Source organism: Pseudoalteromonas sp. TAE79, from assembly GCF_000498015.1.
Taxonomy (GTDB): domain Bacteria; phylum Pseudomonadota; class Gammaproteobacteria; order Enterobacterales; family Alteromonadaceae; genus Pseudoalteromonas.
In genome coordinates this window covers 44,950-68,741 of record NZ_AUTL01000277.1, presented here as the reverse complement: position 1 = coordinate 68,741, position 23,792 = coordinate 44,950, and the positions used below count along the sequence as shown (strand labels likewise).

Below are 23,792 nucleotides of genomic sequence, written 5' to 3'. Positions count from 1 at the left end.
TTTAAACCGAGAAGCTTGTGTTAAAACAGCTCCCCTTGAATAGTCGCTATAATTCGCCTTGAGCCACCAGAGTCACGATGCTCCCCCAAGTAAACTCCTTGCCATGTACCTAACGCTAAATAACCATTTGAAATAGGAATACTTAACTCACAGCCTAACGTACTGGTTTTAATATGTGCGGGCATGTCGTCATCACCTTCATAATCGTGACGATAATAAGGTTGACGTTCAGGAATTAATTTATTGAAATGACTCTCCATATCCATACGAACAGTGGGGTCTGCATTCTCGTTTATGGTAAGACTTGCTGAGGTATGCTGAATAAATAAATGTAACAAGCCTATTTTGTAATTTGCCAGTTCAGGAAGTTGAGACAATATTTCGTCATCAATTATATGAAAACCTCGCGGGCGAGGTTTTAATGTAATTTGCTTTTGCTGCCAACTCATAGTTTATCGAAGCTAACTTCAATGTTTGCATTACCAGCGTCACAGCTAAATGGCATGATAATCTTTTTACCTTGGCTTTTATGAGTAATTGTATGACCCTTACCCGACACCACAATAGGCGTTGCCATATCAAAGTCGAAGCCTTTTTCGCCTAGTAAGTTTTTAGCACCGCCGGTTACCATGTTGGTTATCTCGCCAACCATGTCAGTTACTTCTTCATCTATAGTATCTGGCCTTTCGCCAAGCATACGTTCCATAATGGTTAATGCTAGCCCTTCATCAAACGTAATTGAAAATGATCCGCGAGTTTGCGGGCCAACCATACCAATCAAACCTGATACATCACCACAGGCAATCTCATCAGTTTTAATGCGAGGTTTACCCGGTTTTAATTGAGTTTGAGCCATAGTGCTCAAAACATTAATTAAAGATGATAAAAACGGATTGATGAACTCTACATTCATAGTGGGTACTCTTAAATTGGGGCTAATAAATGGCTATATAGTATGAGTATAGCCACTAAGGATAATTTTGGGGGATTATGATGCTCTACAAGACTCACATTTGCCATGTGCTTCGATTGTTTGTCCAGAAACAACGAAGCCACCTTCAGCGGCTAAATTATTTAACTCATGAGAGATAACGGTTGAGTGCAACTCTTTAACAAATCCACAGGTATCGCAAATTAATAACTGTACAGGATGAATATGATCAAAATGATGGCACAGCATAAATGCATTTGTGCTTTCAATTTTATGAATAAAACCTAGTTCAGCTAAAAAGTCTAATGCACGATAAATAGTTGCAGGTTTAGCACCTGTTTCAGTTACTTTTAATTGCTCAAGCAAATCGTATGCACCAACACCACCTTGTGCACTGGCTAATAGACGAAATACTTTCTCGCGGATAGGCGTAAAACGCGCACCACGGTTGTCACAAACTTGTTTTGCTTTACTTACGAGTGATTCTATATTCATCATTACTCTTATCCTTATGCTACCGTGGTATACTAACATACTGTGTTGTAGTTGCAGCGTTTTTATTAAGCGCTTTTTACCTAGGAAACCCAGTAATGCACGAACTATTGGCTATATTTATTTTCTTTTTTGCGGTTATTGACCCCATTGGCACTGTCCCTGTATTTATTGCAGTCACACGTGGTGATGATGAGAAATTTAAACGTAAAGTTATATTTAAAGCGGTAGGTGTATCTGCATTAGTGCTCTTATTTTTTGTTCTCGCAGGTGAGCAATTACTTAACGCAATTGAAATCCCACTTTCGGCTTTTCAAATAGCCGGCGGAATCATATTACTTATTTTTGCGCTTTCAATGATATTTGGTGAAAGTAAACCTGAAGCCGAAATTAAAAGTGTACGCGACAGCACTGAAACAGCTATTTTTCCGTTAGCGATTCCATCTATTGCAAGCCCGGGCGCTATGTTAGGCGCCGTATTAATGACTCGCAACGAAGAATATACATGGGTTGAGCAGTTACTGACGTCTTCAATGATGCTTGCTGTATTAGCGGTTGTACTGGTTTTGTTATTGCTTGCAACGCATGTACATAAATTAATTGGTGACAGTGGTGCAAGTATAATAAGTAGAATTATGGGGCTTATTTTAAGTTCGGTTGCGGTTACCAATATTTTAAATGGCATAGCCCATTATTTTGGCTTGCAGGTGTTCTCTTAACATTGATGCCCGTTAGGCTTTTGTGTAAAATGCAGCGCCTTTTAAGCTGTGCTTAATAACTTTAATACCCTGAGGTTTGCTTTGAATAAATGTACTTTGGATAGACGCTTTTCTGTGGCACCAATGCTTGATTGGACTGATCGCCATTGTCGTACTTTTCATCGCAAAATGACTAAACATACTGTGCTTTATACTGAAATGATAACCACAGGAGCTATCTTATTTGGTCGAGGCGACTACTTACATTTTAATAAACACGAAGGCCCAGTGGCGTTGCAGCTTGGTGGCTCTGATCCTAAAGCGCTTGCGCAATGTGCAAAATTAGCCGGTGAGCGTGGTTATGACGAAATAAATTTAAATGTAGGTTGCCCGTCAGACAGAGTTCAAAATGGTCGATTTGGCGCATGTTTAATGGCTGAACCTCAATTAGTTGCGGACTGTGTTGCAGCAATGAAAAACGAAGTAAACATTCCTGTTACCGTTAAAACGCGCATTGGCATTGATGAGCAAGATTCGTATGAGTTTTTATGTGCGCTAATTGAAGCGTCCCATAAAGTAGGGTGTGATGACTTTATTATTCATGCTCGTAAAGCATGGCTGAATGGTTTAAGCCCAAAAGAAAATCGTGAAGTTCCACCGCTTGATTACCCACGTGTTTATCAACTTAAAAAAGATTATCCGCAACTCGATTTAAGCTTAAATGGCGGTGTTAAAACAATTGAGCAAAGTTTAGATCATTTACAACATATCGATGGTGTAATGATTGGGCGTGAAGCATACAGTAACCCATTTATGCTCAATGACGTTGATGAGAAAATTTATGGTGATGCTGCAAACACACAATCACGCCACGACGTAGTGCGCTCAATGTACAGTTACATTGAAGAAGAAATGCGTTTGGGTGCTAATTTTTGGCATATTGCACGTCATATGCTCGGTATTTTTCAGGGGCAGCCTGGTGCGCGAGGCTTTAGACGCCACATTTCTGAAAGTGGTCATGGGAAGCAAGCTGATTTATCGGTAATGGATAAAGCATTAAGCTTTGTACCAGAATAAAGCTAAGCTTTAAAAATTCTAAATTTAAGCCACTTTCGAGTGGCTTTTTTGATCCTAAAAATTAGTCAAAATCATAATTTATTGGCCAATTACACTCTATGCTGTTCAGCTTGAAGTCACTAAAATTCAGATGGTTTGTTTATCACTTTGATTTTAAACGTTTTACTTCTTTTTTGATGGACTTGGCACAACTCTTGGAATCTTCTTGTTGAAATTAATTAAAAATCAACAGGAGAATACCATGGCAATATTTAACCGCGTAAATGACGTTATTCAATCAAACATTGTGGCTATGCTTGATAAAGCAGAAGACCCTGAAAAACTTTTAAACCTAATGCTTAACGACATGCAAGATGCGTTGAATGAGTGTCGTAGTACAGCTGCTGCTTTATTGTCTGAAGAAAAAATAATTAATCGTCAAATTGATACTAAAAAAACAGAATTAGCAGCTTGGCAAGTTAAGGCTGAACATGCGGTTGAAAAAGGCAGTGATAACCTTGCTAAATCTGCTTTACTTGAAAAGCAACGTGTTAGTGAAAGCATTGTAAATAAGCAAACTCAGTTAGAAACTTTGCAAGAGTCTATCGCAAAAATTAAAGTTGATTGTGAGCGCCTGCAGCAAAAAATAGTAGAAGCTAAAACGAAGCAAGCACAATTAGTTAAACGCCATGATGTAGCAGCTGCAAGAAAAAAGATAAGTACAACGTTACAAAGCGACAAAGTAGCTAATGCATTATCTCGGTTTGAGCAAGTTGAGCAACGTGTAGAAAGTATTGAAGCCCAAATAGAAGCGTATGAGTTAACCGACTCTGCAAATACGACAGCTGCACAAATTGAAGCCTTAGTTAAAAATGAAAAAATAGATGCTGAGCTAGCTCAGTTGAAAACAAGTTTAAAAACTGATTTAAAACAGACTGCTTAAGGAGAAGATTATGAACAGCTTTAATCGCCAACGTGGTTGGTATAAAGATACGTTAAATAAAAAATATCAGGTGTATGTAGTGGTTTGGCGCATCGATTAGATTTTCCGGTGTGGGCAACGCGCTTAGTAACTATTTTATTATTTTTAAGCTTTCCGTTTGCAGTTGCTCTTGGTTATTTTATTGCGCATTGCTGCCTTGAAAATAAAGAGTATTAATACCAATAGGCATAAATATTTGAACAATTTAACGAATTAAATCACTCTATAACGTTGTTAAAATTTATATGTATAACAACTAGATATAAAAACTTTTGCCTAATTATAGCGCAATTTGCTTATCGTTAAATAAACCCCGTATATAAGCCGGTTGGTATAAGGAGAATTACTATGAAAGCTTTGGCAGTATGTGTATTTATCTATTTATTACTGTTTACTGATTTAATAACGTTTGTGCAGATTGATTCTTGGCAGTTGCCGTTATGGATTGCTGACATTAGTTGGGCTGGGCTCGAGCTTGTAGGTGCTTTGGCCGCAATTATTGCTGTAGTTGCGGTAGTGGCTTTAATTACTATGGGATTAGTTGGTGCGGGTGTAGTGGCATTAGCAGGGACTGTTTTAGCGCTTTTATTCGGATCTATAATGATTGCATGGCCGTTACTATTTGTTGCAGTGTTGTGTTGGCTTGTTGCCGATAACAAAAAAGTAGCCTCTTAATCCTTAATTTGACTGACTATTATAGGTTAACTATGTTAAATTTAGCCTGTAATTTAAAGTTTTCATAAGGATAAGAATGATTACGAAACTATGTTTTTCGATGGCTTCTGCATTAATATTTAGTTTTTTTTCGTCATCGTTGGCGGCGCACTCAGGGCATGATCATGGTTCTGATGTGGCTGTGCTCGAAGTAACTAACGCGCAAGTAAGAGAGTTTTTACCTGGCAGTACTTCAACTGTAGGTTATTTAACCCTTATTAATCACAGTGGAGCCGCAGCAACTTTAACTAAGGCAACTATTGATGGCTTAGGGCGTGTTGAAATACACGAGCATTCACATGTAGACGGCATGATGAAAATGCAACAAGTTGAATCGGTTGAAATTAAGGCGCACGAAAGCGTCAGCTTTCAGCCTGGCGGTTATCATTTAATGGCATTTGAACCACAAGAGCCATTAAAAGTAGGACAAGATCGTAAACTCACACTATATTTTAGTGACGGTAATCGCTTATTTACTAATGCTCAAGTCGTGTCGCTTGAAGCGCAAGCTAAGCAGTCAAAACCATCTACTCAACACGCTCATCATTAGGAGTACACATGTCGCAACATAAAGGAAAAATAGCAGGAATAATTGTTTTACTGCTTATCATTTTTTACGCAATTGCTGTTTATTGGAGCACAGAACCTTCACGTTTTGACGTTGTTGCAAACGCGAAAGAGCAAGCGCAGCTTCGTAATGAAAAAATAGTAACGGGTTATGTAACTACTTCTACATTAATTACGGTAGCCAATACCTTACTAGATAAACCGGGTGGCTACTTATCAAATGATGTAATACCACCAAGTATTATTATGGATGATATGCCAGCGTGGGAATATGGCGCACTAGAAATGGTACGTGATTTATCGCTTTCTATGCGAAAAGATTTTAGCCGTTCTCAATCACAATCAACGGAACATGAAGCCCTTAAAAAGGCGCAGCCGCAGTTTAATATAAGCTCTGAGGCATGGGCATGGCCAAGTGCTGAAGGTGAGTACCAAAAAGGTATTGACTACTTAATGGTATATCGTGGACAAATTGCTAACGAGCATGAGCGCGATAGCCAATTTTACGCACGAGCAGATAACTTACGTAGTTGGCTTAAAGAAGCTGAAAAACGTTTAGGTAGTTTAAGCCAGCGTTTAAGTGCCAGTGTAGGCCAGGAAAAAGTGAACACCGATTTAGCGGGTAATTCATCTAATAAACAAGCAACTCTTGCGCCACTGCAGCAGCAAGTAAGAACACCGTGGTTAGAAATTGACGATGTATTTTACGAGTCGCGCGGAGCTACTTGGGCATTACTGCATTTTTTACAAGCGATAGAGTATGACTTTAATGATGTGCTTGAAAAGAAAAATGCACGTGTAAGCTTACAACAAATTATACGTGAACTTGAGGCAACTCAAGAAACAGTGTGGAGCCCACTTATTTTAAACGGGAATGGTTTTGGCTATGTAGCTAACCACTCCCTAGTTATGGCAAATTATATTTCTAGAGCCAATGCGGCTTTAATCGAACTTAGCGAGCTATTAGCTCAAGGATAAAAAATGAAAAAGTATTGTTTAGCAGCAGCCCTTTCAATGGCATGTTTAGCACCCGCAGCGCAAGCTGACACCCTACTAGGTTTATACGTAGGTGTTGATGGGTGGAAGTCAGATAACGATGGTCAATTTTCTTATAAAGATAAATCGTCTCAAGATTTTGATTTTGAAGATGAGACATTTGTAAGTTACTACGCGGCACTTGAGCACCCAGTGCCGTTAGTACCAAATATCAAATTAAAGTATACAGAGCTTGAGTTAAATGGTTCTGCGCTACTTACAGATACATTTAGCTTTAATGGCTCTGATTATGTTGTAGGCTCTACGGTAAATACGGTAAGTGATTTAACACACATCGATTACATTTTTTATTATGAGATTTTTGATAACGATTTAATCTCAATTGACTTAGGTTTAAATGCTAAGCAGTTTGATGGTGATATTGTTGTAAATGGTACTACTCAAAATGGTGGTACTAACTTTACCGAAACAAAAGATTTCTCTGGTTTTGTTCCTCTTGCATATGGCCGTGCCGAAGCCGGCTTACCATTTACTGGTTTAAGTGTATTTTTTGAAGGTAGCTTTTTGGCTATTGACGATAGCAAAGTACAAGATTACCAAGTAGGCGTAGCGTGGGAACTTATTGATAACCTAGCAGTAGATGTTGCTGTTAAAGCAGGTTACCGCTCTATGGTATTAGAACTTGATGATGTAGATGATATTACGACTGATATTGATGCATCTGGCCCATTTGCGGGTATTCAGGTTCACTTTTAATTAGTATTTTCTAATTAAACAAAGCGTGGCATATTATTTTATTGCGTGCCACGCTAAATCAAACTCTCCCTCCAGCGCATTATTAATTAACTGCTTATAAATTTTATTTACAGGAAAATTAATGAGTTTAGATAACTCATCACCTGTTTGCGTGAATTTATAATAGCTCAATACCAAATCACTACTTTTTGCTTTTAACGTTACTTTTTGCGATAAAAATGAAAGGGTAAGTTCTTGCCCCGCTTTAAGCACTGCAGATTCAATTTCTTTTCTATACAGTAAATTAAGATCCATGAGCGTTAAAATATCAGGAAAGCTAATACCCGTTTTTCCTAAATTTAAAGATACTTTATTGCCTTTTCGTAGCAAATCAAACAATGACGGTTTTTTGTAAAAGCCGAGTAATATAAAGTGGCTGTCGTCTTTTTCGTTATAGCCTGAGAGCGACACACATTTTTGTAAAGAGTCAGCTTCTCGCTGTGTCATATGCTTTAATGTTTGCAGACTTTTAATTGAAAACGTACCAGGGTTGAGTGTTTCTCCCGTTAAAATTTTGGCCCATAAAGTTTGCATTGACGCATTTGAAGTATCCTCGCACAGTGCGATAAAATGCTCTACCCAGTCAGCATCGGGTTGTTTAGTACTTGCTACATCGGGGCAAAACCCCATAGCCATTGCTAAAATTGACTCTATATTTTGTTGTTGTTTTATTAGTAATAAATCTTGGCGCTTTTGGGCACGAGCTAAAACAGAGTTTTCACTGTTGATATGATAAAGCGGCTTAACTTGGCCTTTAATATCGTAATTTTGTTCGGGGGTAGGCAGTACTCCGTTACTGCCTATTTTTGTTATAGGGTAACCAAGTAAGGATTCGATAATGTTAGCAAGGTTAATTCTCGCTTGTGCTGTCTTGACTGTCATGGCTGTGCATTGTCCTTTGTGAATGACTAAGCTGAGCAACAGTTTTAAGGTTATTTAACCCCATTGAAACTGTATTACGGAGCACATATTCGCTCAAAATTGCGGTGTAACCCGATATTAAAGGGGCGGTTGTTTGTCCGTTAATCTTACATATTAAAGTGACGATACCGTTTTGCTCACTAAAATTAAAAGTCCCCCTAATAATATGCTCAGCATTTAAAAGTATATTAAAGCTGACCTTATTTTGATTCACCGAAGTTATGATCATTTCACCATACCCCCATTTTCCTTTCCAAGACTGATGAGCACCTAGGCCAGAGCTAGGTTCGCCCAAGGTAAAACGTATACTTGGGTCTACTTTTTCCCATGGAGACCATTTTTGCCATTGATTAAAGTCAGTAATAAGCGGTTTTACTGCGTCAATATTTGCATTGATTTCTATTGTTTTATTTACACTATAACTTTGAGGAAGTATTAGCCCTACCAGTACTAATACCAATAGCAATAACAGTACGCCTTTGATCAATATTTTTAATGGTTTAATAAGCACACCTTTTATTAGTTTTTTGAGTTGAAATACAACAACTTTTTATTAATCGACTATAGTATGAATTAGATTATAAACCAAAAATAATTTATAAATTGCTACCTAGGAGAGCGAATGTCGTCAGATCAAAACGATTTTTTATTTTTTGAACAAGACTATGAAGATGATGCAGTAATTGAGCCGACTAAGTTTTGGGATATTTTAATTGTTGATGACGAACCTGAGATCCACTCTGTAACAAAGTTAGCTTTGTCTGGGGTTGAGTTTTTGGGGGCAGGCTTGCGATTTCATGATGCCTATTCGGGAGCTGAAGCAATAGAGATTTTAGCTGAAAATAACGATATTTCAGTTATTTTTTTAGACGTTATTATGGAAACTGACGATGCTGGCTTGCAGGTTGTAAAAAGGGTGCGTGACGAATTAAATAATCAACATGTGAGAATTATTTTAAGAACAGGGCAAGCTGGTAATATACCAGAAGAAAAAGTAATACGTGAATACGATATAAATGATTATAAAACTAAAACAGAACTCACTCGCTCTAAATTAGTAACATCGCTCATAACCGCTATTCGCTCTTACGAGCAGGTATGCCAGCTTGAATATCAAAGTGATGCAATGAACACGATTGTTTCTGCATCAAAGTCTATTTTAGGGCTTACTGATATTAAGCAACTATGCAAAGAAATCATCAAGCACATGAGTATTATTTTAAAGTGTTCACCTCGAGGGCTTGTGTGCAGCAAATTAGACGGCGATGACTTTATTCAAGTATTAGGTGGTTGTGGGCATTACGAAGACTACTTTGGTGAAAAATTAATTAATGTTGATAGCAAAGTATTTAAACAAGTTGAGTTGTGTTTTGATTTATTAAAGCATCAACATACAGACTCAAGTGCAACATTTGTATTAAAAAGTAAGCATAGAAAAGCGGCTTTATATATAGAATGTGACCATGTTCCTTTGCAAGCACAATTGCAGTTTGCTGAAATCTTCTTAACAAATGTGAGTGTTGCCCTGGATAATATAAGGCTGTTTGTAAAGTTAAGAGATGCAGCTTATAAAGATGTGCTTACAGGTATTTCAAATCGCACCAATTTTATTGAACGGGTAGAGCGTTATCAAAAGCCGCACGTGAATGATTATGTATTTGTACTACTTGATATAGTTAATTTTGCAGATATTAATAATGGCTTAGGGCAAGAGGTCGGCAATAAAGTATTAATTGGCATTGTGCAAAGGTTAAAAGAAAACTACCCAACAGCTAAGTTACTATCTCGTATTGGTGCTGATGTTTTTGGTTTTATTATTCGCCGTGATGAACTCGACTTAAAAAAATTGAATGAGCAGTTAGGTGTTCCATTTTGCGCAGAAGAGCATACATTGCCTATCGATTTTAGATTGGGTTTATGCCAACAGCAAGACTTTCAAAGTAGCGGGATTGATACACTTAAAGTTGCTTATATTGCACTTAATCAAGCTAAAAAAACAAAACACAAAGAGGGAATTTATTACAGTGTAGACATGCAAGATAAAATGGCTTGGCGCATAGGAATTATTAGGCAATTACGTCATGATTTTGCTCGAAACAAGTTAGAGGTATGGTATCAACCTCAACTTTCATTAGATGACTTGTCTTTAATTGGGTGTGAGGCATTACTTAGGTGGCCTACCGGTAATGGGTCATATATATCGCCAGCGGTATTTGTTCCACTTGCAGAAGATGCGGGCTTGATTGTTGATATAGGGCAGTGGGTTTTAGAGCAAGTTTGCCAACAACAAAAGCGCCTAGAAAATATGGGCACCGAAATTTGTATTGCGGTTAATGTGTCTGTTCCGCAGTTTAAAGTAAAAGGTTATGCTCAAAACGTTAAAAATACATTATTAAAATATGGTGTTAAGCCAAAAAACATAGAGTTAGAAGTCACAGAAAGCGTAGTAATGGATGAACTCGAAACTGTTATTAATACACTTAGAGAGCTTCAAGAGTTAGGGATTGAGGTTGCTATTGATGACTTTGGGACTGGCTTTTCATCGCTTAGTTATATACAAAGTTTACCCTTGGATAGATTGAAAATAGATCGTGCATTTATTAAAGATCTGCCAAATGATGACACTGGCGCTATTGCTGCCTTAGTTATTTCTCTTGGTGCTAAGTTGGGTTTAAAAACGATTGCTGAAGGCGTTGAAACACAAGAACAAGCTCAGTTCTTAAAAAATTTAGGCTGTGATGAGGTACAAGGTTTTATGTATGCTAAACCCATGCCTGAGCATGAATTGATAGAATTTATAAATAAACGCTAAAAAAGATTAACTTATTATTATTTAAGTTAGGGCGTGTTGAACTTTTGTGATTAATTGTGCAGCAGATTGTTTGGTATTTAGGCAAGTCAGAGCCTATGTAGTGTGGTTGTTCCCCATAAATAGGCGATAACGCAGCATAAATGCCAAACATGCGCTGCCCTTTGGGTTCTTTCTAGGGACGATTAACTCTTTGTTGCTCGGTTTTTACTTAGCCCGCTAGGTTACAAACCTCGCGCCGCGATTAAATCGCCCCTAGATTGAACAAATTTCAATCCACAAAGATCAACACGCCCTAATGAACGATTTAGAATTTAAAGCGCGATATGCTTTGACTACTTTGTATATATAAAGAATTTAGTAGGGTATAATTCGCGCCTTTTGTTATTCTACGGCCACAATTATGAGCACACTCAAAGCTAAGCGCGCCTTATTTTCATACCCTAAATACTGGGCTGAATGTTATGGCACCGCGCCATTTTTACCAACTACACGTGAAGAAATGGATGCACTTGGCTGGGATAGTTGCGACATAATAATAATTAGTGGTGATGCGTATGTTGATCATCCTAGTTTTGGGATGGCGGTAATTGGCCGTGTACTTGAAGCGCAAGGCTTTAGAGTGGGGATTATTGCCCAACCTGCATGGGACTCTAAAGATGCATTTATGGAGCTCGGCAGACCGAATTTATTTTTTGGTGTAACAGCCGGCAACATGGATTCGATGATCAACCGCTATACAGCGGAAAAACGCATGCGCCACGATGATGCTTACACGCCTAATAACGTTGGCGGTAAGCGCCCTGATCGCGCCGTGATGATTTACTCGCAAAAATGCCGTGAAGCATACAAAGGTATCCCAATTGTTATTGGCGGTATTGAAGCCAGCCTTCGCCGTATTGCTCATTACGACTATTGGCAGGAAAAAGTACGCCGTAGTATTTTGTTTGATGCAAAAGCCGATATTTTAATTTACGGTAACGCAGAGCGCCCGCTAGTTGAAGTTGCACACCGTATTGCGGCGGGTGAAACGATGGATACGATTCAGGATATTCGCGGCACGGCTGTTATTCGAAAAGAGCCTCTACCTGGTTGGCGTGGCAGTGATTCTACCGCTATTGATAAAATTGGTAAAATCGACCCTATTCCAAACCCATATGGCGCGGATGATGTTGGCTGTAGTAAATCAGAATTTAAACAAGCCGGTATTGATTTAAAAGCAGAAGCAGCAAAACCAATCATGGTTCAGCCTGCACGTCCTAAGCCGTGGGAAAAAACCTATGTTAAGTTACCTGCTTATGAGCAAGTAAGTGTTAACAAACCTCTATACGCCCATGCCTCGCGCATTTTACACCAAGAAACAAACCCTGGTTGTGCAAGGGCGCTTTACCAGCGACATGGCGATCGCTCTATTTGGGTAAACCCGCCAGCATATCCATTAGAAACACATGAAATGGATGCTGTATTTGGTTTGCCGTATCAGCGTATTCCTCACCCAAGTTATGGTGATGCTAAAATACCTGCTTACGATATGATTAAAACGTCAGTTAATATTATGCGTGGCTGTTTTGGTGGTTGTTCGTTTTGCTCAATTACAGAGCATGAGGGGCGCATCATTCAAAGTCGTTCGCAAGAATCTATTATTGAAGAAATTGAACAAATTAGAGATAAAGTTCCCGGCTTTACTGGTGTTATTTCTGATTTAGGTGGCCCAACGGCGAATATGTATAAACTACGTTGTACGAGTAAAAAGGCCGAGAGTACCTGTAGACGCTTATCATGTGTGTATCCAGATATTTGTAAACACATGGATACAGATCATACGCCAACAATAGATTTGTATAAAAAAGCACGTGAAGTTAAGGGTATTAAAAAGGTATTGATTGCTTCAGGTGTACGTTACGATTTAGCTGTACGCGACCCGCGTTACGTTAAAGAATTAGTAACGCACCATGTAGGCGGTTACTTAAAAATAGCGCCAGAGCATACAGAGGATGGTCCATTATCAAAAATGATGAAACCAGGTATGGGAGCGTACGATCAATTTAAAGAACTATTTGATAAGTACTCTAAAGAAGCCGGTAAAAAGCAGTATTTAATTCCTTACTTTATATCTGCTCACCCAGGTACAAAAGATGAAGACATGGTAAACATGGCTTTATGGCTTAAATCAAACGACTTTAAGCTTGATCAGGTACAAAATTTTTACCCATCACCTATGGCGAATGCGACGACTATTTACCATACAGAGATGAACTCTTTACGTAATATAAAAAACAACTCAGAAGTTGTTCCAGTACCTAAAGGCGCACGCCAACGTAGATTACATAAAGCTATTTTACGCTACCACGATGCAGCTGGTTGGCCAATGATACGTGAAGCTCTACGTAAAATGGGTAAAGCTAATTTAATTGGTAAAGGGCCTAACTGTTTAGTGCCAGAAGAAGGGCGCGATGAAAAAGCAGGTAAAGGTGGTAAAAAAGGTGGGCGTCCAGCACTAACGCGACATACCGGTTTTAGCCAATTTAAAAAGGCAAACACTAAGCCAAAAGTAGGCGGTAATCGACAAAGCACACGTTAGTAATTTTATTTGCTAATAGATAAGGCTAATTGCGGCACGCGTTTTTTAGCTTTTGTATACGTAAATTAAGTCAGCCTTGCTCTTTATTATCTATATTATTGTAGGTGATATAGGGTGAGGTTTTAGAGCCCCTCTCCTTAGATATCCTGTGCTAAGTTTAGCTTTTTTTTAAAGCATTGATGATAACCACAAACGCAATTTAAGTGACCATAACGGCTGAATGCCGGTGAGTCCTTGCGTCATTTTATTATCTTTTAAGATTATATAAGATGGCGTGACTTGTCCCTGCCAATCGGAAAATATCTCGCCGTGTCGATCGTTAACAGTACTGAAGCTGTAGCCCTGCTCATTTAAATAATCATGCAGCTCTTGATCAGAGCCTGATTTTATCGCGATGCTCACAACGGGGTATTTATTCTCGTTTGCGAGTTCGTTTATGGCAGGGGAGGTAATACTACAAATAGGACACCAAGTTCCCCAAAAATACACAAGCGTGGGTTTATCTTGGCTCATTGCTGCTAAATCAATGTTTTGCCCTTTATAATCGATTAATTGTAATTGAGGATTTGCTGGCATGACAGGTTGCCGCCACCAATTGACGGCGGTATAAAGGACGAAAAATATAGAGCCATATACCAGTACACTTTTTAATATGGATACGCTTTTTTGTTTTAGCGTTTTTTTAGGTATGTCATTTTTATGTTTGGTATCCGTTGCCATAGCTACTGATTTACCCTAAGTATTTTTGCTGTAGTTTTTACATTTAAAGCGTTTAATTTATATCAGCAACCATGTAGCAGTACCTAAAAAGGCGAATATACCAACAATATCAGTCACCGTGGTTAGCACCACACTCCCTGCAAGAGCAGGGTCTATATTCATTCTTTTAAGAATTATTGGAATACTTGCACCAGCAACACCTGCCACCACTAAGTTCATAAACATAGCGAAGGCGAGTACGCCACCAAGCATAAAATCCCATTGCCATAGCGCAATAACACCCGCAATTAATAGTGACCACAAAATACCGTTTAGCGCGCCAATGGCCAGTTCTTTCATCATCAGGAAACGTTGGTTTGTTTGGTTTATATGACCTACTGCAATACCACGGATAACAAGCGTTAATGATTGGCTACCAGCAACACCACCCATAGAAGGGACAATACCGTTAAGCACAGCCAAAATAGGGAGCACATCTAAAGTGCCTTCAAAAAAGCTAGCTACAAAAGCAGCTGCAAGTGCGGTTAGTAAATTAACTCCTAGCCAAACTGAGCGTTTTTTAGAGCTTTTTAGTACAGGCGCGAATGTATCCTCTTCATCATCAAGACCGGCTAGGCTTAATAAGCTATGCTCGGCATCTTCTCGGATTACATCAACGATGTCATCGATAGTAACACGACCGAGGAGTTGGTCGTTATCGTCCACCACAGGGGCCGATATCCAATTATGGCGCTCAAATAATTGCGCTACTTCACTTTCATCCATTGAGATTGGGATAGACTCACAATCTTCATCCATTAAATCGCGCACAATTTTTTCTGGCGGATTAGTTAATAATGTACTCAGCGATAAAGCGCCTATAAAGCAGTTATGTTTATCAACAACATATAAATCATCTGTACCCTCTGGTAACTCACCACGCAGTCTAATATAACGAAGTACAACATCGAGTGTTACATCAGGGCGAATGGTCACCGTATCGGTGTTCATTAGCGCACCTGCTGAACGCTCTTGATATGACAGTGCTTGCGTGGCACGTTCACGGTCTTGAATGTCCATCGCGCTAACAACGTCTTTATAGACGGTATCTGGCAGGCTACGTAATACTTCACCTAAGTCATCGTGGCCCATGTCTTCAGTTGCGGCGGCAATGTGCTTAGGTTCCATTTGGGCAATAATGCCTAAACGAACATCTTCAGATAATTCTTCAAGAACATCACCCTGCACATCAGGATCGACCAATTGCCAAAGCAGTCGGCGAATTTTATGCGGTGATGATTCTAATAATAATGCGGTATCACAAGGAGCCGTTTTTGCGAGCATGCGCCTAACTTGAACAAATTGACCACTATTGAGTGACTTCGTCACCTGTTTAAGTTGCTGTAGTGGGTAATCTTGTTCAAAAGCTTCAGGCATTGGCGTCCTTTATAAATTGTTATATTACTTTATGGGGGGGAGGTGAGTTAACTGGCGTTACTAACCTATCTATTTTATATATCTGTTTTAATTGAAGCATTAGTAATGCGAATATTGTTTTTATAAAACAGGTTATTCTTGTTCATTAAAGCGTTGTGCTATTAATTCTCCAACAGCGTGTAAAGCTTGCTCAGAATCAGGGCCTTTACAAACAACTTTAACTTCTTTCCCTTGGCTACTTTCAAGTAACATTAGTGCAAGTACGCTATCGCCTGCTGCTTCTTTGTCATCTTGGAATAATGTGATTGTCGCATCAAATTGTACTGCTAATTGCGCAAGCACAGTAGCTGCTCTGGCGTGTAAGCCTAATTTGTTTTTTATTAAAAAGGTATCTTCACAATGCATAACTTACTCTACCTAAGCTGAACAGGTGATTATTCAGCTATATTATTTTTCTTGCTCGCGATGGCGAATTTTTACATTGGGATGTGTCATTGCGAAACTTTCACCGATAGTTTGCGCTAAATACACAGAGCGATGTTGCCCGCCTGTACACCCAATAGCAATGGTTAAATAACTGCGGTTATTTCGTTCTAAATGTGGTAACCACGTTTGTACAAATGTTTGAATTTGCCATGTGAATTTTTGCACTATGCTGTGATTAGCTAAATAGTCTTTAACCGGTTGATCTAACCCATTTAAAGGCTTTAACTCTGGTTCCCAGTGTGGATTTGGTAAAAAGCGTGCATCAAATACGTAGTCTGCTTCTTTTGGTATACCGTGTTTAAAACCAAATGATTCAAATGTGACAATCAGTTGCTTATCTTTTTTACCTAAAATCTTTTCACGAATAGATTCAGCGAGTTGATGAACACTTAAATCAGTCGTATCTATCATAAAGTTGGCGCGAGTGGTTAATACATCAAGTAATTCTTTTTCTTTTTTGATGGCTAAATCAAGGGGCAACGAGTCTATTGATAGTGGGTGTAATCTGCGTGTTTCAGAAAAGCGTTTGATCAATGTCTGATCGTCGCTATCTAAATAAAACAACGTAGGGTTTGCAAAGCCAGGCAAGTATTCAAGAATATCGTTAAATTCATCTTGTTCTTTAGGGATGTTGCGCACATCTATGCTAACAGCAATTTTATCGTAGCTATCAGACACACTGCGAACTAATGAAGGTAGTAGGTTTACTGGAATATTATCTACGCAATAATAACCTAAATCTTCTACAACGCGCAAAGCAACCGACTTTCCAGAACCAGAACGGCCGCTTATGATAATTAACTCCATTTAACACCCTTTATAAAACTATGATTGATCGACAATAACTTGGTAAAGCTCAGTATCAGATTTTGCACTGCGTAACTGTTTACAAAAATCTTTGTTGTTTAGTTTATCAGCAATGGTTGCTAGAGTCTTTAAGTGCTGCTGGTTATCGCCATCTGGTACGATGAGTGCGACAAAAATATCAACAGGGCGATTATCGATTGCATCAAAGTTTATTGGAGTTTCGCTAACGAGCACTAAAGCCAAAGGCTCTTCTGCACCGCTCATTCTTCCATGAGGAATAGCAATGCCACGCCCTATACCTGTACTACCTAATTTCTCTCTGCTCATTAAAGCATTAAGAATATCTTGTTGCGGTAAATACGGAAGTTTGTCGTGAGCAAGTTCGCTAATGAACTCTAAAATTCTTTTTTTGCTATTAAAAAGGACCGCAGCTTTGCTGCAGTCCTGGCATATAAGTGAACTTAATTTCATCATATTAGTGTCGAGCAAGCTTCTCTTTGTGTTTGATTACTTGGCGATCGAGCTTGTCGATCAACGAGTCAATAGCGGCATACATATCTTGATGTTCTGTAGAGGCAAATAGCTCAGCACCGCTTACGTGTATTGTGGCTTCTGCTTTTTGATTTAATTTTTCTACATCGAGAATGACATGAACATTATTAATATGATCAGAGTGTCTTTCAAGCTTCGCAAATTTAGTATTAATATAGTCTATTAGTGAATCGGTTAATTCTACGTGACGACCAGTTAAGTTTAGTTGCATAAGCATTACCCTCTTAGTTTAGCGTCTTAAATCAGACTTTTACGCTGATTTGACGGTGGAATAGCAAGAGATTCACGGTATTTTGCGATTGTACGTCTTGCTACTTTAATTCCTTGCTCAGCCAATATATCCGCTATTTTGCTATCACTCAATGGTTTTGCTGAGTTTTCTGCTGCGATTAATTTTCGGATAAGCGCACGTATTGCTGTAGATGAACATTCACCACCGTTTTCAGTACTTACATGGCTTGAGAAAAAATATTTAAGCTCAAATATACCACGGGGTGTATGCATGTACTTTTGAGTAGTCACACGCGAAATTGTCGATTCGTGCATTTCTACCATTTCAGCGACATCATTTAAAACCATTGGTTTCATGGCTTCAGGGCCATGTTCAAAAAAGCCTTGTTGTTGCTTAACAATACAATTAGTAACTTTTAATAGCGTGTCGTTTCTACTTTCTAAGCTTTTAATAAACCATTTAGCTTCTTGTAAATGTGAGCGAATAAACTGGCTGTCGCCACTTGATTTTACAGTGCGAGACATTGCCGCGTATTGGCTATTAACACGAATTTTAGGCATGCTATCTGGGTTTAATTCGACAACCCAGCGGCCTTTAATTTTTTTAACTGACACATCAGGAATAACATACTCAGATTCTTCCCTTACAATAGTATCTGCAGGTTTTGGGTTGAGAGTATGTATTAGTGTCATCACTTCTTTAAGCTCTTCTTCTTTGAGCTTAGTTTTTTTCATTAATGTACGATAGTCGCGAGCTGCTAATAGATCAATATGCTCGGTTAAAATCATTTTCGTTTCATTAATGTAAGGTGTTTCTTTATCAAATTGATTAAGCTGAATACACAAACACTCTTGTAAACTACGTGCAGCAATACCAACAGGATCAAACAGTTGAATGCGTTTTAATACGGCTTCAATTTCATCAAGTTCGACTTCGTTATCATCTTCGTTTTCTTGATTAAAGCTTTCTAAAATCTCTTCGCAGCTTAATGTTAAAATACCTGAATCATCGACGGCCTCTACAATCGCAATAGCGATGGCTTCATCGGTAGGGCTAAATGGCGTTAGTTGTAATTGCCACATTAAATACTCATGGAGCGTTTCAGTAGAGGCGCCTTGGTATATTGATTCGTCTTCAGGCATTGGACCTGATGAGGCTGCAGGAGCGGCACTCATGTACTCATCCCAACTAACATCCATAGCCATGTCGTCACTTAGCGTGTCTTTTGCAAGTGCTTCACCAGTATCTTGTTCATATTCGCTCGGAGCATCATCAGCAGATGCGCTAACAGTTATGTCATCGGTATCAGCTTTTTGCTCGTTTTTACCAGCAGCGTCTTCAGAATAGTCTGCCTCTTCAACCTCTAATAGTGGATTACTGTCGAGAGCTTCTTGTATTTCTTGCTGGAGATCCAATGTACTGAGTTGCAACAAACGAATAGCTTGTTGCAACTGTGGAGTCATTGTAAGTTGCTGGCCCATGCGCAGCTGTAGTGATTGCCTCATGTATCTCTAACAATCCTTTTATGTTGTTATAATTAATACTAGCAGATGCTTAAAGACATGGCGTAAATGTTACAGCCTAAATTGCTCGCCTAAGTAAACATCGCGTACTGTTTTATCATTTAATACGTGCTCTGGAGTACCTGATGCAATCAGCTCCCCATGAGAAACAATGTAGGCTTTTTCACAAACATCAAGGGTCTCTCTTACGTTATGGTCGGTAATTAATACTCCAATCCCACGATTTTTAAGATGTTCTATTATTTTCTTTATATCTAATACCGAAATAGGGTCAACACCGGCAAACGGTTCATCCAGTAATATAAATTTAGGATCTGCTGCCAGTGCTCGTGCTATTTCTACACGACGACGCTCTCCACCCGATAATGCCATACCTTGGCTATCACGAATGTGTTGTATGCTAAATTCATCTAATAAGTTATTGAGCGTGTCTTCTCTGGCTTGTTTATTTAGTTCTTTGCGCGTTTCTAAAATGGCCATTAAGTTTTGATAAACAGTCAGCTTTCTAAAAATCGATGACTCTTGTGGTAAGTAGCCTATGCCTAATCTAGCACGACTATGCATAGGTAAAAGAGTAATATCGTTATCATCAATAGATATTTTACCTTTGTCGCTAGGAACAAGCCCTACAATCATATAAAAAGTCGTTGTTTTACCAGCACCGTTAGGGCCAAGTAAGCCAACTATACTGCCAGCTTGTACTTCAAGGCCGACGTTTTTTACAACTTCACGACCTTTATAGCTTTTTGCCAATAGTTCTGCTTTTAATGTGCTCATGGTTGACCTTTATCGCCTTTTTTACTTTTTTTAGTTTCGATCGGTACTAAAATTGTGTGAACGCGGTCAGTTGAGTTTTCATCTTTTTCGGCACTGATGAGCTGCTGCTCTATGTCGTAGGTAATGCTTTTAGCATTTATTTTTTGTCCGGCTTGCGATACTTGTGCATTACCAACAAGCGTTAAAAAACGCTTAGATACATCATAACGTACTTCGTCAGCACTGGCGCTCATAGTCGTGCCATCTGATTGCTTTTCTTCAAAGTGCGCAGGGCTACCTGTAGCAATTAATAATTGTTTATTATCACCAAGTTCATCGCGTTTATGTACTTCTAAGCGGTCGGCTGTGATACGGCGGTTACCGTGAATAATTTCAACGTTTTTCTCAAAAATTCCGACATTAGCTTTTAATTGACCTTCTTGCTTATCGGCGCTTATTGAAATTTGATTGGCAGCAGGTTGCGTGTTTTGCTCTGCTGCACTACTATTAAACGCTAGTATAAGTGTAGGAATAATAAGTGATTTTAATATTTTATTGGTCATAATATATGGTTCGCGTATGGTTAATTAGTTTTATCACTTCGGTTTTTAAGTCGGCTTCTAGGCCTTTACCGGTGATTTTTAAATTGGGTCCAGTGATAATGACGGGTTGCTCCGAACGCATTGTTAATAACTTTATATCAACCTGAATATTATCAGCATTGATTTTGTCTATCATGGCGTTATCGGTTAAGTTTTTGGCAACCACATTACCTTCTAAAATTAATTGTTTATCTTCGTATAATGTTGCTTCGTCTGCATTTATTTGCCACGTTTGTTGTTCGTTATATAAAGTAAAAATGGGTTTTTCGAAAAACGTGAAACCTAATTGCTGGTATAGCTCCATTTTAGCCGCAGTGACTTTGTGGCTAATTTTACCTTGCTCATCATAGGCTGTCTGTTTGAGCTCAATAGCTATGTAATCAGGCTTAGCAATAACTTCAGGCTCAGCCTGAGGCACAATATTTGTTTGTGTAAAATAAGGGTACCAAAGCCAAACCATACAGCTAATGAATAAAACGCTTAATATTATGCGCGCTGCATTCATGAACTAGTGCCTTGTGTAGTCAATGCTTTACCATTTTCAAGCATGAGCAAATCGGTGAGTTCTCTCACAGCACCAAAACCACCAGGCATTTGCGTTACATAGTGTGACAAACGCTTAATAAGTGGGTGGGCATCATTTACTGCAACGGCAAAGCCTACTAACTCCATAACAGGCATGTCAGGACCGTCATCACCAATATAAGCAATTTGTTCATCGCTAAGGTTGAGTTTATCTTTTAATTCTTGATAGGCAATGAGCTTATTTTCTTGGCCTTGATAAATATGCTGTACGGTTAAGCTGCTCATACGTTGTTGTACTATCTGTGAATGACGACCAGTAATAACAGCTACTTCAAAGCCACTGTTTATAAGTGCTTTAATGCCAAAACCATCTTTTGTATTAAATGCTTTTAGCTCTTCACCTTGATTGCCAAGGTAAATACGGCCATCAGAAAATACACCATCAATATCGCATATAAGTAGTTTTACTTTTTTAGCGCGTGCTTTTGCATCATCGCTCAGCGGTTGATAGAGTTCTTCAAATTGCATTTATAACACTCCTGCTTTCAATAGGTCTTGCATATTTAATGCGCCAATAGGTTGGTTTTTCTCATTGACGACGATTAGGCCATTTATACGTTTACGTTCCATAATATTGAGCGCTTCAGCGGCTAAAATATCTTGCGTAGCTGTAGTGCATGACTTAGTCATAACAACATCTATTTGTGTTGTATGAATATCAATTCTTTGTTCTAAAATGCGACGTAAGTCACCATCGGTAAATAACCCTACGAGTTGCTGATTTTCATCAACAATGGCTGTCATACCTAATCCTTTAGCTGACATTTCTATTAGAGCATCTTTAACTGTTTGTGAAACATCAATAATAGGTGTATTTGCGCCGCTGTGCATAACATCTTTTATAGTAAGTAATAAGCGCTTGCCTAAACTACCACCTGGGTGAGATAGCGCGAAGTCATCAGCTGTAAAGCCGCGAGCTTCTAATAATGCAACTGCCATGGCATCGCCCATCGCAAGCGTTGCAGTGGTACTTGATGTAGGGGCTAAACCCAATGAACAAGCTTCTTTTTCTACTTTAATGCACACATGTACATTAGCAAGGGTTGCCATTGTTGATTGTGTATTGCCAGTCATCGCTATCATTTTGGCACCAAGTCGTTTTAAAACCGGAATGATATTTAAAACTTCGCTGGTTTCCCCTGAATTAGAAATAAGCATAACCACGTCATTTTTAGTGATCATACCTAAATCACCATGACTTGCTTCACCAGGGTGAACAAAAAACGCAGGGCTGCCAGTGCTTGCAAGGGTTGCCGCTATTTTATTGCCAATATGGCCTGATTTTCCCATGCCAATAACAATAATACGGCCTTCACAGTCGTACATTAATTGGCACGCGTTATGAAAATTTTCATCTACATATTGTGCAATATCACTAAGTGCTTGGCGCTCAACATCTAAAACGCGAAGGCCTTGTTCAATAAAGTTTAGCGTTGCCATCATTTACCCTACTTGACTAAAAATATACCCTTGGTAACCCAAAAACGCTATTAGCAATAAGCCGCCTTCTACCCTATTGATACGCTGGGTGCCTCTAAAGTTCAATGACATAATAATAAGAGCAAGTGTTGCACCAATCATAATTAATATATCTCGGCTTACTAACGATGGATCAATTGCTGAAGGATTAATAATACCTGCTAGAGGTAATACAGCTAAAATATTAAATATGTTTGAGCCAACAATATTACCTAGTGCTAAATCATCTTCATTTTTAAGTACGCCTGCAACCGAGGCGGCAAGTTCAGGCAAGCTAGTACCAATGGCAATAATTGTTAAACCAATGACTAAGTCGCTTAAGCCGAAGTATTTAGCAATATCAACAGCTGAGCCGATTAAAAAATGAGAACTAACCGGCAGGAGTATCATGCCGACAATTAACCAAAATACCGCTTTTTTAGTAGGTACATCGTTTGGTACATCGTCGCAGGCTTCTGAGACAAAAGGGTCATCTTGGTTTTTTGCACGCATAGATACAATGATTAACCCACCGATGAATACGATAAAGCCAACTAAAAGCGCAACACCTTCACTAAATGAAAAGTAGTTATCTGAGAACACATACCAAGTAGCTAAAGATACGAGCATCACTAATGGCATTTCACGTTTTAACGTACTAGATGAAACTGAAAGAGGGCGAAATAGAGCAGTGATACCTAACACAAGTAAAATGTTTGTAATATTAGAGCCAACAGCATTGCCAACGGCTGTGTCGGTTTTGTTAGCCAAAGCGGCAGAGGCTGAAACCATCATTTCAGGGGCTGAAGAGCCCATGGCTACAACGGTCAAACCAACAATAAGTGTAGGTACACCAAAGTTTTTAGCAAGAGCCGCAGCCCCATAAACAAACTTATCGGCACTCCAAACAAGAGCTGCAAAACCAAGAATTAAAATAACAAACGAGGTAACCATTGTGTTAAGCCAGTTATACAAAATACGGATGGCGCGAATAGTAACAAAAGCTAAGATGAAAGTATAAATAAAAGAGTAAGGTCAACTGCGTAACAATGCTGCTTTTAAACAGCTAATTTAAAAATTTAAGCCGGGGTTAAGCTGTTTTGAGCGAGTCTT

At 38.9% G+C, this 23,792-nt stretch carries 27 protein-coding genes and 1 pseudogene; 10 read left to right on the top strand and 18 right to left on the bottom strand.

Annotation, left to right across the window (positions count from 1 at the left end; translation table 11 throughout):
• Positions 1-20 precede the first annotated feature (20 nt).
• The 3 genes from L655_RS0122785 to L655_RS0122775 all read right to left on the bottom strand — a co-directional run bounded on the left by L655_RS0122785 (position 21) and on the right by L655_RS0122775 (position 1,426).
• On the bottom strand, positions 21-449 hold the full coding sequence (locus tag L655_RS0122785; protein WP_024606368.1) for a secondary thiamine-phosphate synthase enzyme YjbQ: 429 nt from the start codon (positions 447-449) through the stop codon (positions 21-23).
• Positions 446-913, bottom strand: a complete 468-nt coding sequence (locus L655_RS0122780; RefSeq protein ID WP_007580265.1) for a chemotaxis protein CheX — start codon at positions 911-913, stop codon at positions 446-448. The genes L655_RS0122785 and L655_RS0122780 overlap by 4 nt, the downstream gene beginning before the upstream one ends.
• Positions 914-988: 75 nt before the next feature.
• Positions 989-1,426, bottom strand: a complete 438-nt coding sequence (locus L655_RS0122775; protein WP_024599240.1) for a transcriptional repressor — start codon at positions 1,424-1,426, stop codon at positions 989-991.
• Positions 1,427-1,521: 95 nt separating this feature from the next.
• On the opposite strand from L655_RS0122775, the gene L655_RS0122770 reads away from it, so the two are divergent.
• The 8 genes and pseudogenes from L655_RS0122770 to L655_RS0122730 all read left to right on the top strand — a co-directional run bounded on the left by L655_RS0122770 (position 1,522) and on the right by L655_RS0122730 (position 7,192).
• Positions 1,522-2,142 (top strand): MarC family protein, encoded by a 621-nt coding sequence (locus tag L655_RS0122770; RefSeq protein WP_024589771.1) that lies wholly within the window; start codon positions 1,522-1,524, stop codon positions 2,140-2,142.
• Positions 2,143-2,265: 123 nt separating this feature from the next.
• The gene (gene dusA, locus L655_RS0122760; RefSeq protein ID WP_024606367.1) at positions 2,266-3,198 is read left to right on the top strand and encodes a tRNA dihydrouridine(20/20a) synthase DusA; all 933 of its coding nucleotides are present in this window, start codon (positions 2,266-2,268) and stop codon (positions 3,196-3,198) included.
• Positions 3,199-3,439: 241 nt separating this feature from the next.
• A complete protein-coding gene (locus tag L655_RS0122755) occupies positions 3,440-4,120 on the top strand; it encodes a PspA/IM30 family protein (protein ID WP_024606366.1) in 681 nt (226 codons plus the stop codon).
• Between the two features lie 10 nt (positions 4,121-4,130).
• Positions 4,131-4,336: pseudogene (locus L655_RS01000000126100) on the top strand (PspC domain-containing protein).
• A 171-nt stretch (positions 4,337-4,507) separates the two neighbouring features.
• Positions 4,508-4,834, top strand: coding sequence for a hypothetical protein (locus tag L655_RS0122745; protein ID WP_024595804.1), 327 nt, complete (start codon positions 4,508-4,510; stop codon positions 4,832-4,834).
• Between the two features lie 76 nt (positions 4,835-4,910).
• Positions 4,911-5,423, top strand: coding sequence for a copper chaperone PCu(A)C (locus L655_RS0122740; protein WP_029752334.1), 513 nt, complete (start codon positions 4,911-4,913; stop codon positions 5,421-5,423).
• An 8-nt stretch (positions 5,424-5,431) separates the two neighbouring features.
• A complete protein-coding gene (locus L655_RS0122735) occupies positions 5,432-6,418 on the top strand; it encodes a DUF2333 family protein (RefSeq protein ID WP_024603343.1) in 987 nt (328 codons plus the stop codon).
• Between the two features lie 3 nt (positions 6,419-6,421).
• Positions 6,422-7,192 (top strand): TIGR04219 family outer membrane beta-barrel protein, encoded by a 771-nt coding sequence (locus L655_RS0122730; RefSeq protein WP_024606364.1) that lies wholly within the window; start codon positions 6,422-6,424, stop codon positions 7,190-7,192.
• 33 nt (positions 7,193-7,225) lie between these two features.
• Here L655_RS0122730 and L655_RS0122725 read toward each other — a convergent pair whose 3' ends face one another.
• Together L655_RS0122725 and L655_RS0122720 are read right to left on the bottom strand one after the other, a co-directional pair.
• Positions 7,226-8,113 carry a TIGR03899 family protein gene (locus L655_RS0122725; protein ID WP_024606363.1) on the bottom strand — a complete coding sequence of 296 codons (888 nt, stop codon included), beginning with the start codon at positions 8,111-8,113 and terminating at the stop codon, positions 7,226-7,228.
• On the bottom strand, positions 8,082-8,663 hold the full coding sequence (locus L655_RS0122720; RefSeq protein WP_024606362.1) for an SRPBCC family protein: 582 nt from the start codon (positions 8,661-8,663) through the stop codon (positions 8,082-8,084). Before L655_RS0122720 ends, L655_RS0122725 begins: the two co-directional genes overlap by 32 nt.
• A 111-nt stretch (positions 8,664-8,774) precedes the next feature.
• Here L655_RS0122720 and L655_RS0122715 point away from each other — a divergent pair, with 111 nt between their 5' ends.
• Both L655_RS0122715 and L655_RS0122705 read left to right on the top strand, forming a co-directional pair.
• Entirely contained in the window at positions 8,775-10,964 is a 2,190-nt protein-coding gene (locus L655_RS0122715) for an EAL domain-containing protein (RefSeq protein WP_024606361.1), read from the top strand.
• Between the two features lie 400 nt (positions 10,965-11,364).
• The gene (locus L655_RS0122705) at positions 11,365-13,542 is read left to right on the top strand and encodes a YgiQ family radical SAM protein (protein ID WP_002957933.1); all 2,178 of its coding nucleotides are present in this window, start codon (positions 11,365-11,367) and stop codon (positions 13,540-13,542) included.
• Positions 13,543-13,710: 168 nt separating this feature from the next.
• Here the strand turns inward: L655_RS0122705 and L655_RS0122700 are convergent, their stop codons facing one another.
• From L655_RS0122700 to L655_RS0122640, 13 genes are all read right to left on the bottom strand, one after another.
• The gene (locus tag L655_RS0122700; protein WP_024606360.1) at positions 13,711-14,262 is read right to left on the bottom strand and encodes a protein disulfide oxidoreductase; all 552 of its coding nucleotides are present in this window, start codon (positions 14,260-14,262) and stop codon (positions 13,711-13,713) included.
• Between the two features lie 57 nt (positions 14,263-14,319).
• Positions 14,320-15,678: a magnesium transporter gene (gene mgtE / locus L655_RS0122695; protein WP_002957935.1), complete on the bottom strand. Its 1,359-nt coding sequence runs from the start codon at positions 15,676-15,678 to the stop codon at positions 14,320-14,322.
• A 132-nt stretch (positions 15,679-15,810) separates the two neighbouring features.
• A complete protein-coding gene (locus tag L655_RS0122690; RefSeq protein WP_002957937.1) occupies positions 15,811-16,083 on the bottom strand; it encodes an HPr family phosphocarrier protein in 273 nt (90 codons plus the stop codon).
• A 42-nt stretch (positions 16,084-16,125) separates the two neighbouring features.
• Positions 16,126-16,971 (bottom strand): RNase adapter RapZ, encoded by an 846-nt coding sequence (gene rapZ / locus L655_RS0122685; RefSeq protein ID WP_024606359.1) that lies wholly within the window; start codon positions 16,969-16,971, stop codon positions 16,126-16,128.
• 18 nt (positions 16,972-16,989) lie between these two features.
• Positions 16,990-17,442 (bottom strand): PTS IIA-like nitrogen regulatory protein PtsN, encoded by a 453-nt coding sequence (gene ptsN / locus L655_RS0122680; RefSeq protein WP_024595797.1) that lies wholly within the window; start codon positions 17,440-17,442, stop codon positions 16,990-16,992.
• Between the two features lie 4 nt (positions 17,443-17,446).
• Positions 17,447-17,734: a ribosome hibernation promoting factor gene (gene hpf / locus L655_RS0122675; RefSeq protein ID WP_024606358.1), complete on the bottom strand. Its 288-nt coding sequence runs from the start codon at positions 17,732-17,734 to the stop codon at positions 17,447-17,449.
• A gap of 26 nt (positions 17,735-17,760) precedes the next feature.
• The gene (locus L655_RS0122670) at positions 17,761-19,260 is read right to left on the bottom strand and encodes an RNA polymerase factor sigma-54 (RefSeq protein WP_002957941.1); all 1,500 of its coding nucleotides are present in this window, start codon (positions 19,258-19,260) and stop codon (positions 17,761-17,763) included.
• A gap of 69 nt (positions 19,261-19,329) precedes the next feature.
• Positions 19,330-20,055, bottom strand: coding sequence for an LPS export ABC transporter ATP-binding protein (lptB, locus tag L655_RS0122665; protein ID WP_002957942.1), 726 nt, complete (start codon positions 20,053-20,055; stop codon positions 19,330-19,332).
• The gene (gene lptA, locus L655_RS0122660; RefSeq protein WP_002957943.1) at positions 20,052-20,597 is read right to left on the bottom strand and encodes a lipopolysaccharide transport periplasmic protein LptA; all 546 of its coding nucleotides are present in this window, start codon (positions 20,595-20,597) and stop codon (positions 20,052-20,054) included. Before lptA ends, lptB begins: the two co-directional genes overlap by 4 nt.
• Entirely contained in the window at positions 20,587-21,141 is a 555-nt protein-coding gene (lptC, locus tag L655_RS0122655; RefSeq protein WP_024606357.1) for an LPS export ABC transporter periplasmic protein LptC, read from the bottom strand. Before lptC ends, lptA begins: the two co-directional genes overlap by 11 nt.
• On the bottom strand, positions 21,138-21,689 hold the full coding sequence (gene kdsC, locus L655_RS0122650; RefSeq protein WP_007580311.1) for a 3-deoxy-manno-octulosonate-8-phosphatase KdsC: 552 nt from the start codon (positions 21,687-21,689) through the stop codon (positions 21,138-21,140). Before kdsC ends, lptC begins: the two co-directional genes overlap by 4 nt.
• On the bottom strand, positions 21,690-22,661 hold the full coding sequence (locus tag L655_RS0122645; protein ID WP_024606356.1) for a KpsF/GutQ family sugar-phosphate isomerase: 972 nt from the start codon (positions 22,659-22,661) through the stop codon (positions 21,690-21,692).
• A gap of 3 nt (positions 22,662-22,664) precedes the next feature.
• Positions 22,665-23,633: a calcium/sodium antiporter gene (locus L655_RS0122640; RefSeq protein WP_024606355.1), complete on the bottom strand. Its 969-nt coding sequence runs from the start codon at positions 23,631-23,633 to the stop codon at positions 22,665-22,667.
• Positions 23,634-23,792 lie beyond the last annotated feature (159 nt).

Bases quoted from the DNA above. Each gene is read 5' to 3' on its own strand.
- L655_RS0122785 (WP_024606368.1), bottom strand. From the start codon at position 449: ATGAGTTGGCAGCAAAAGCAAATTACATTAAAACCTCGCCCGCGAGGT.
- L655_RS0122780 (WP_007580265.1), bottom strand. From the start codon at position 913: ATGAATGTAGAGTTCATCAATCCGTTTTTATCATCTTTAATTAATGTT.
- L655_RS0122775 (WP_024599240.1), bottom strand. From the start codon at position 1,426: ATGAATATAGAATCACTCGTAAGTAAAGCAAAACAAGTTTGTGACAAC.
- L655_RS0122770 (WP_024589771.1), top strand. From the start codon at position 1,522: ATGCACGAACTATTGGCTATATTTATTTTCTTTTTTGCGGTTATTGAC.
- dusA (WP_024606367.1), top strand. From the start codon at position 2,266: ATGCTTGATTGGACTGATCGCCATTGTCGTACTTTTCATCGCAAAATG.
- L655_RS0122755 (WP_024606366.1), top strand. From the start codon at position 3,440: ATGGCAATATTTAACCGCGTAAATGACGTTATTCAATCAAACATTGTG.
- L655_RS0122745 (WP_024595804.1), top strand. From the start codon at position 4,508: ATGAAAGCTTTGGCAGTATGTGTATTTATCTATTTATTACTGTTTACT.
- L655_RS0122740 (WP_029752334.1), top strand. From the start codon at position 4,911: ATGATTACGAAACTATGTTTTTCGATGGCTTCTGCATTAATATTTAGT.
- L655_RS0122735 (WP_024603343.1), top strand. From the start codon at position 5,432: ATGTCGCAACATAAAGGAAAAATAGCAGGAATAATTGTTTTACTGCTT.
- L655_RS0122730 (WP_024606364.1), top strand. From the start codon at position 6,422: ATGAAAAAGTATTGTTTAGCAGCAGCCCTTTCAATGGCATGTTTAGCA.
- L655_RS0122725 (WP_024606363.1), bottom strand. From the start codon at position 8,113: ATGACAGTCAAGACAGCACAAGCGAGAATTAACCTTGCTAACATTATC.
- L655_RS0122715 (WP_024606361.1), top strand. From the start codon at position 8,775: ATGTCGTCAGATCAAAACGATTTTTTATTTTTTGAACAAGACTATGAA.
- L655_RS0122705 (WP_002957933.1), top strand. From the start codon at position 11,365: ATGAGCACACTCAAAGCTAAGCGCGCCTTATTTTCATACCCTAAATAC.
- L655_RS0122700 (WP_024606360.1), bottom strand. From the start codon at position 14,262: ATGGCAACGGATACCAAACATAAAAATGACATACCTAAAAAAACGCTA.
- mgtE (WP_002957935.1), bottom strand. From the start codon at position 15,678: ATGCCTGAAGCTTTTGAACAAGATTACCCACTACAGCAACTTAAACAG.
- L655_RS0122690 (WP_002957937.1), bottom strand. From the start codon at position 16,083: ATGCATTGTGAAGATACCTTTTTAATAAAAAACAAATTAGGCTTACAC.
- rapZ (WP_024606359.1), bottom strand. From the start codon at position 16,971: ATGGAGTTAATTATCATAAGCGGCCGTTCTGGTTCTGGAAAGTCGGTT.
- ptsN (WP_024595797.1), bottom strand. From the start codon at position 17,442: ATGAAATTAAGTTCACTTATATGCCAGGACTGCAGCAAAGCTGCGGTC.
- hpf (WP_024606358.1), bottom strand. From the start codon at position 17,734: ATGCAACTAAACTTAACTGGTCGTCACGTAGAATTAACCGATTCACTA.
- L655_RS0122670 (WP_002957941.1), bottom strand. From the start codon at position 19,260: ATGAGGCAATCACTACAGCTGCGCATGGGCCAGCAACTTACAATGACT.
- lptB (WP_002957942.1), bottom strand. From the start codon at position 20,055: ATGAGCACATTAAAAGCAGAACTATTGGCAAAAAGCTATAAAGGTCGT.
- lptA (WP_002957943.1), bottom strand. From the start codon at position 20,597: ATGACCAATAAAATATTAAAATCACTTATTATTCCTACACTTATACTA.
- lptC (WP_024606357.1), bottom strand. From the start codon at position 21,141: ATGAATGCAGCGCGCATAATATTAAGCGTTTTATTCATTAGCTGTATG.
- kdsC (WP_007580311.1), bottom strand. From the start codon at position 21,689: ATGCAATTTGAAGAACTCTATCAACCGCTGAGCGATGATGCAAAAGCA.
- L655_RS0122645 (WP_024606356.1), bottom strand. From the start codon at position 22,661: ATGGCAACGCTAAACTTTATTGAACAAGGCCTTCGCGTTTTAGATGTT.
- L655_RS0122640 (WP_024606355.1), bottom strand. From the start codon at position 23,633: ATGGTTACCTCGTTTGTTATTTTAATTCTTGGTTTTGCAGCTCTTGTT.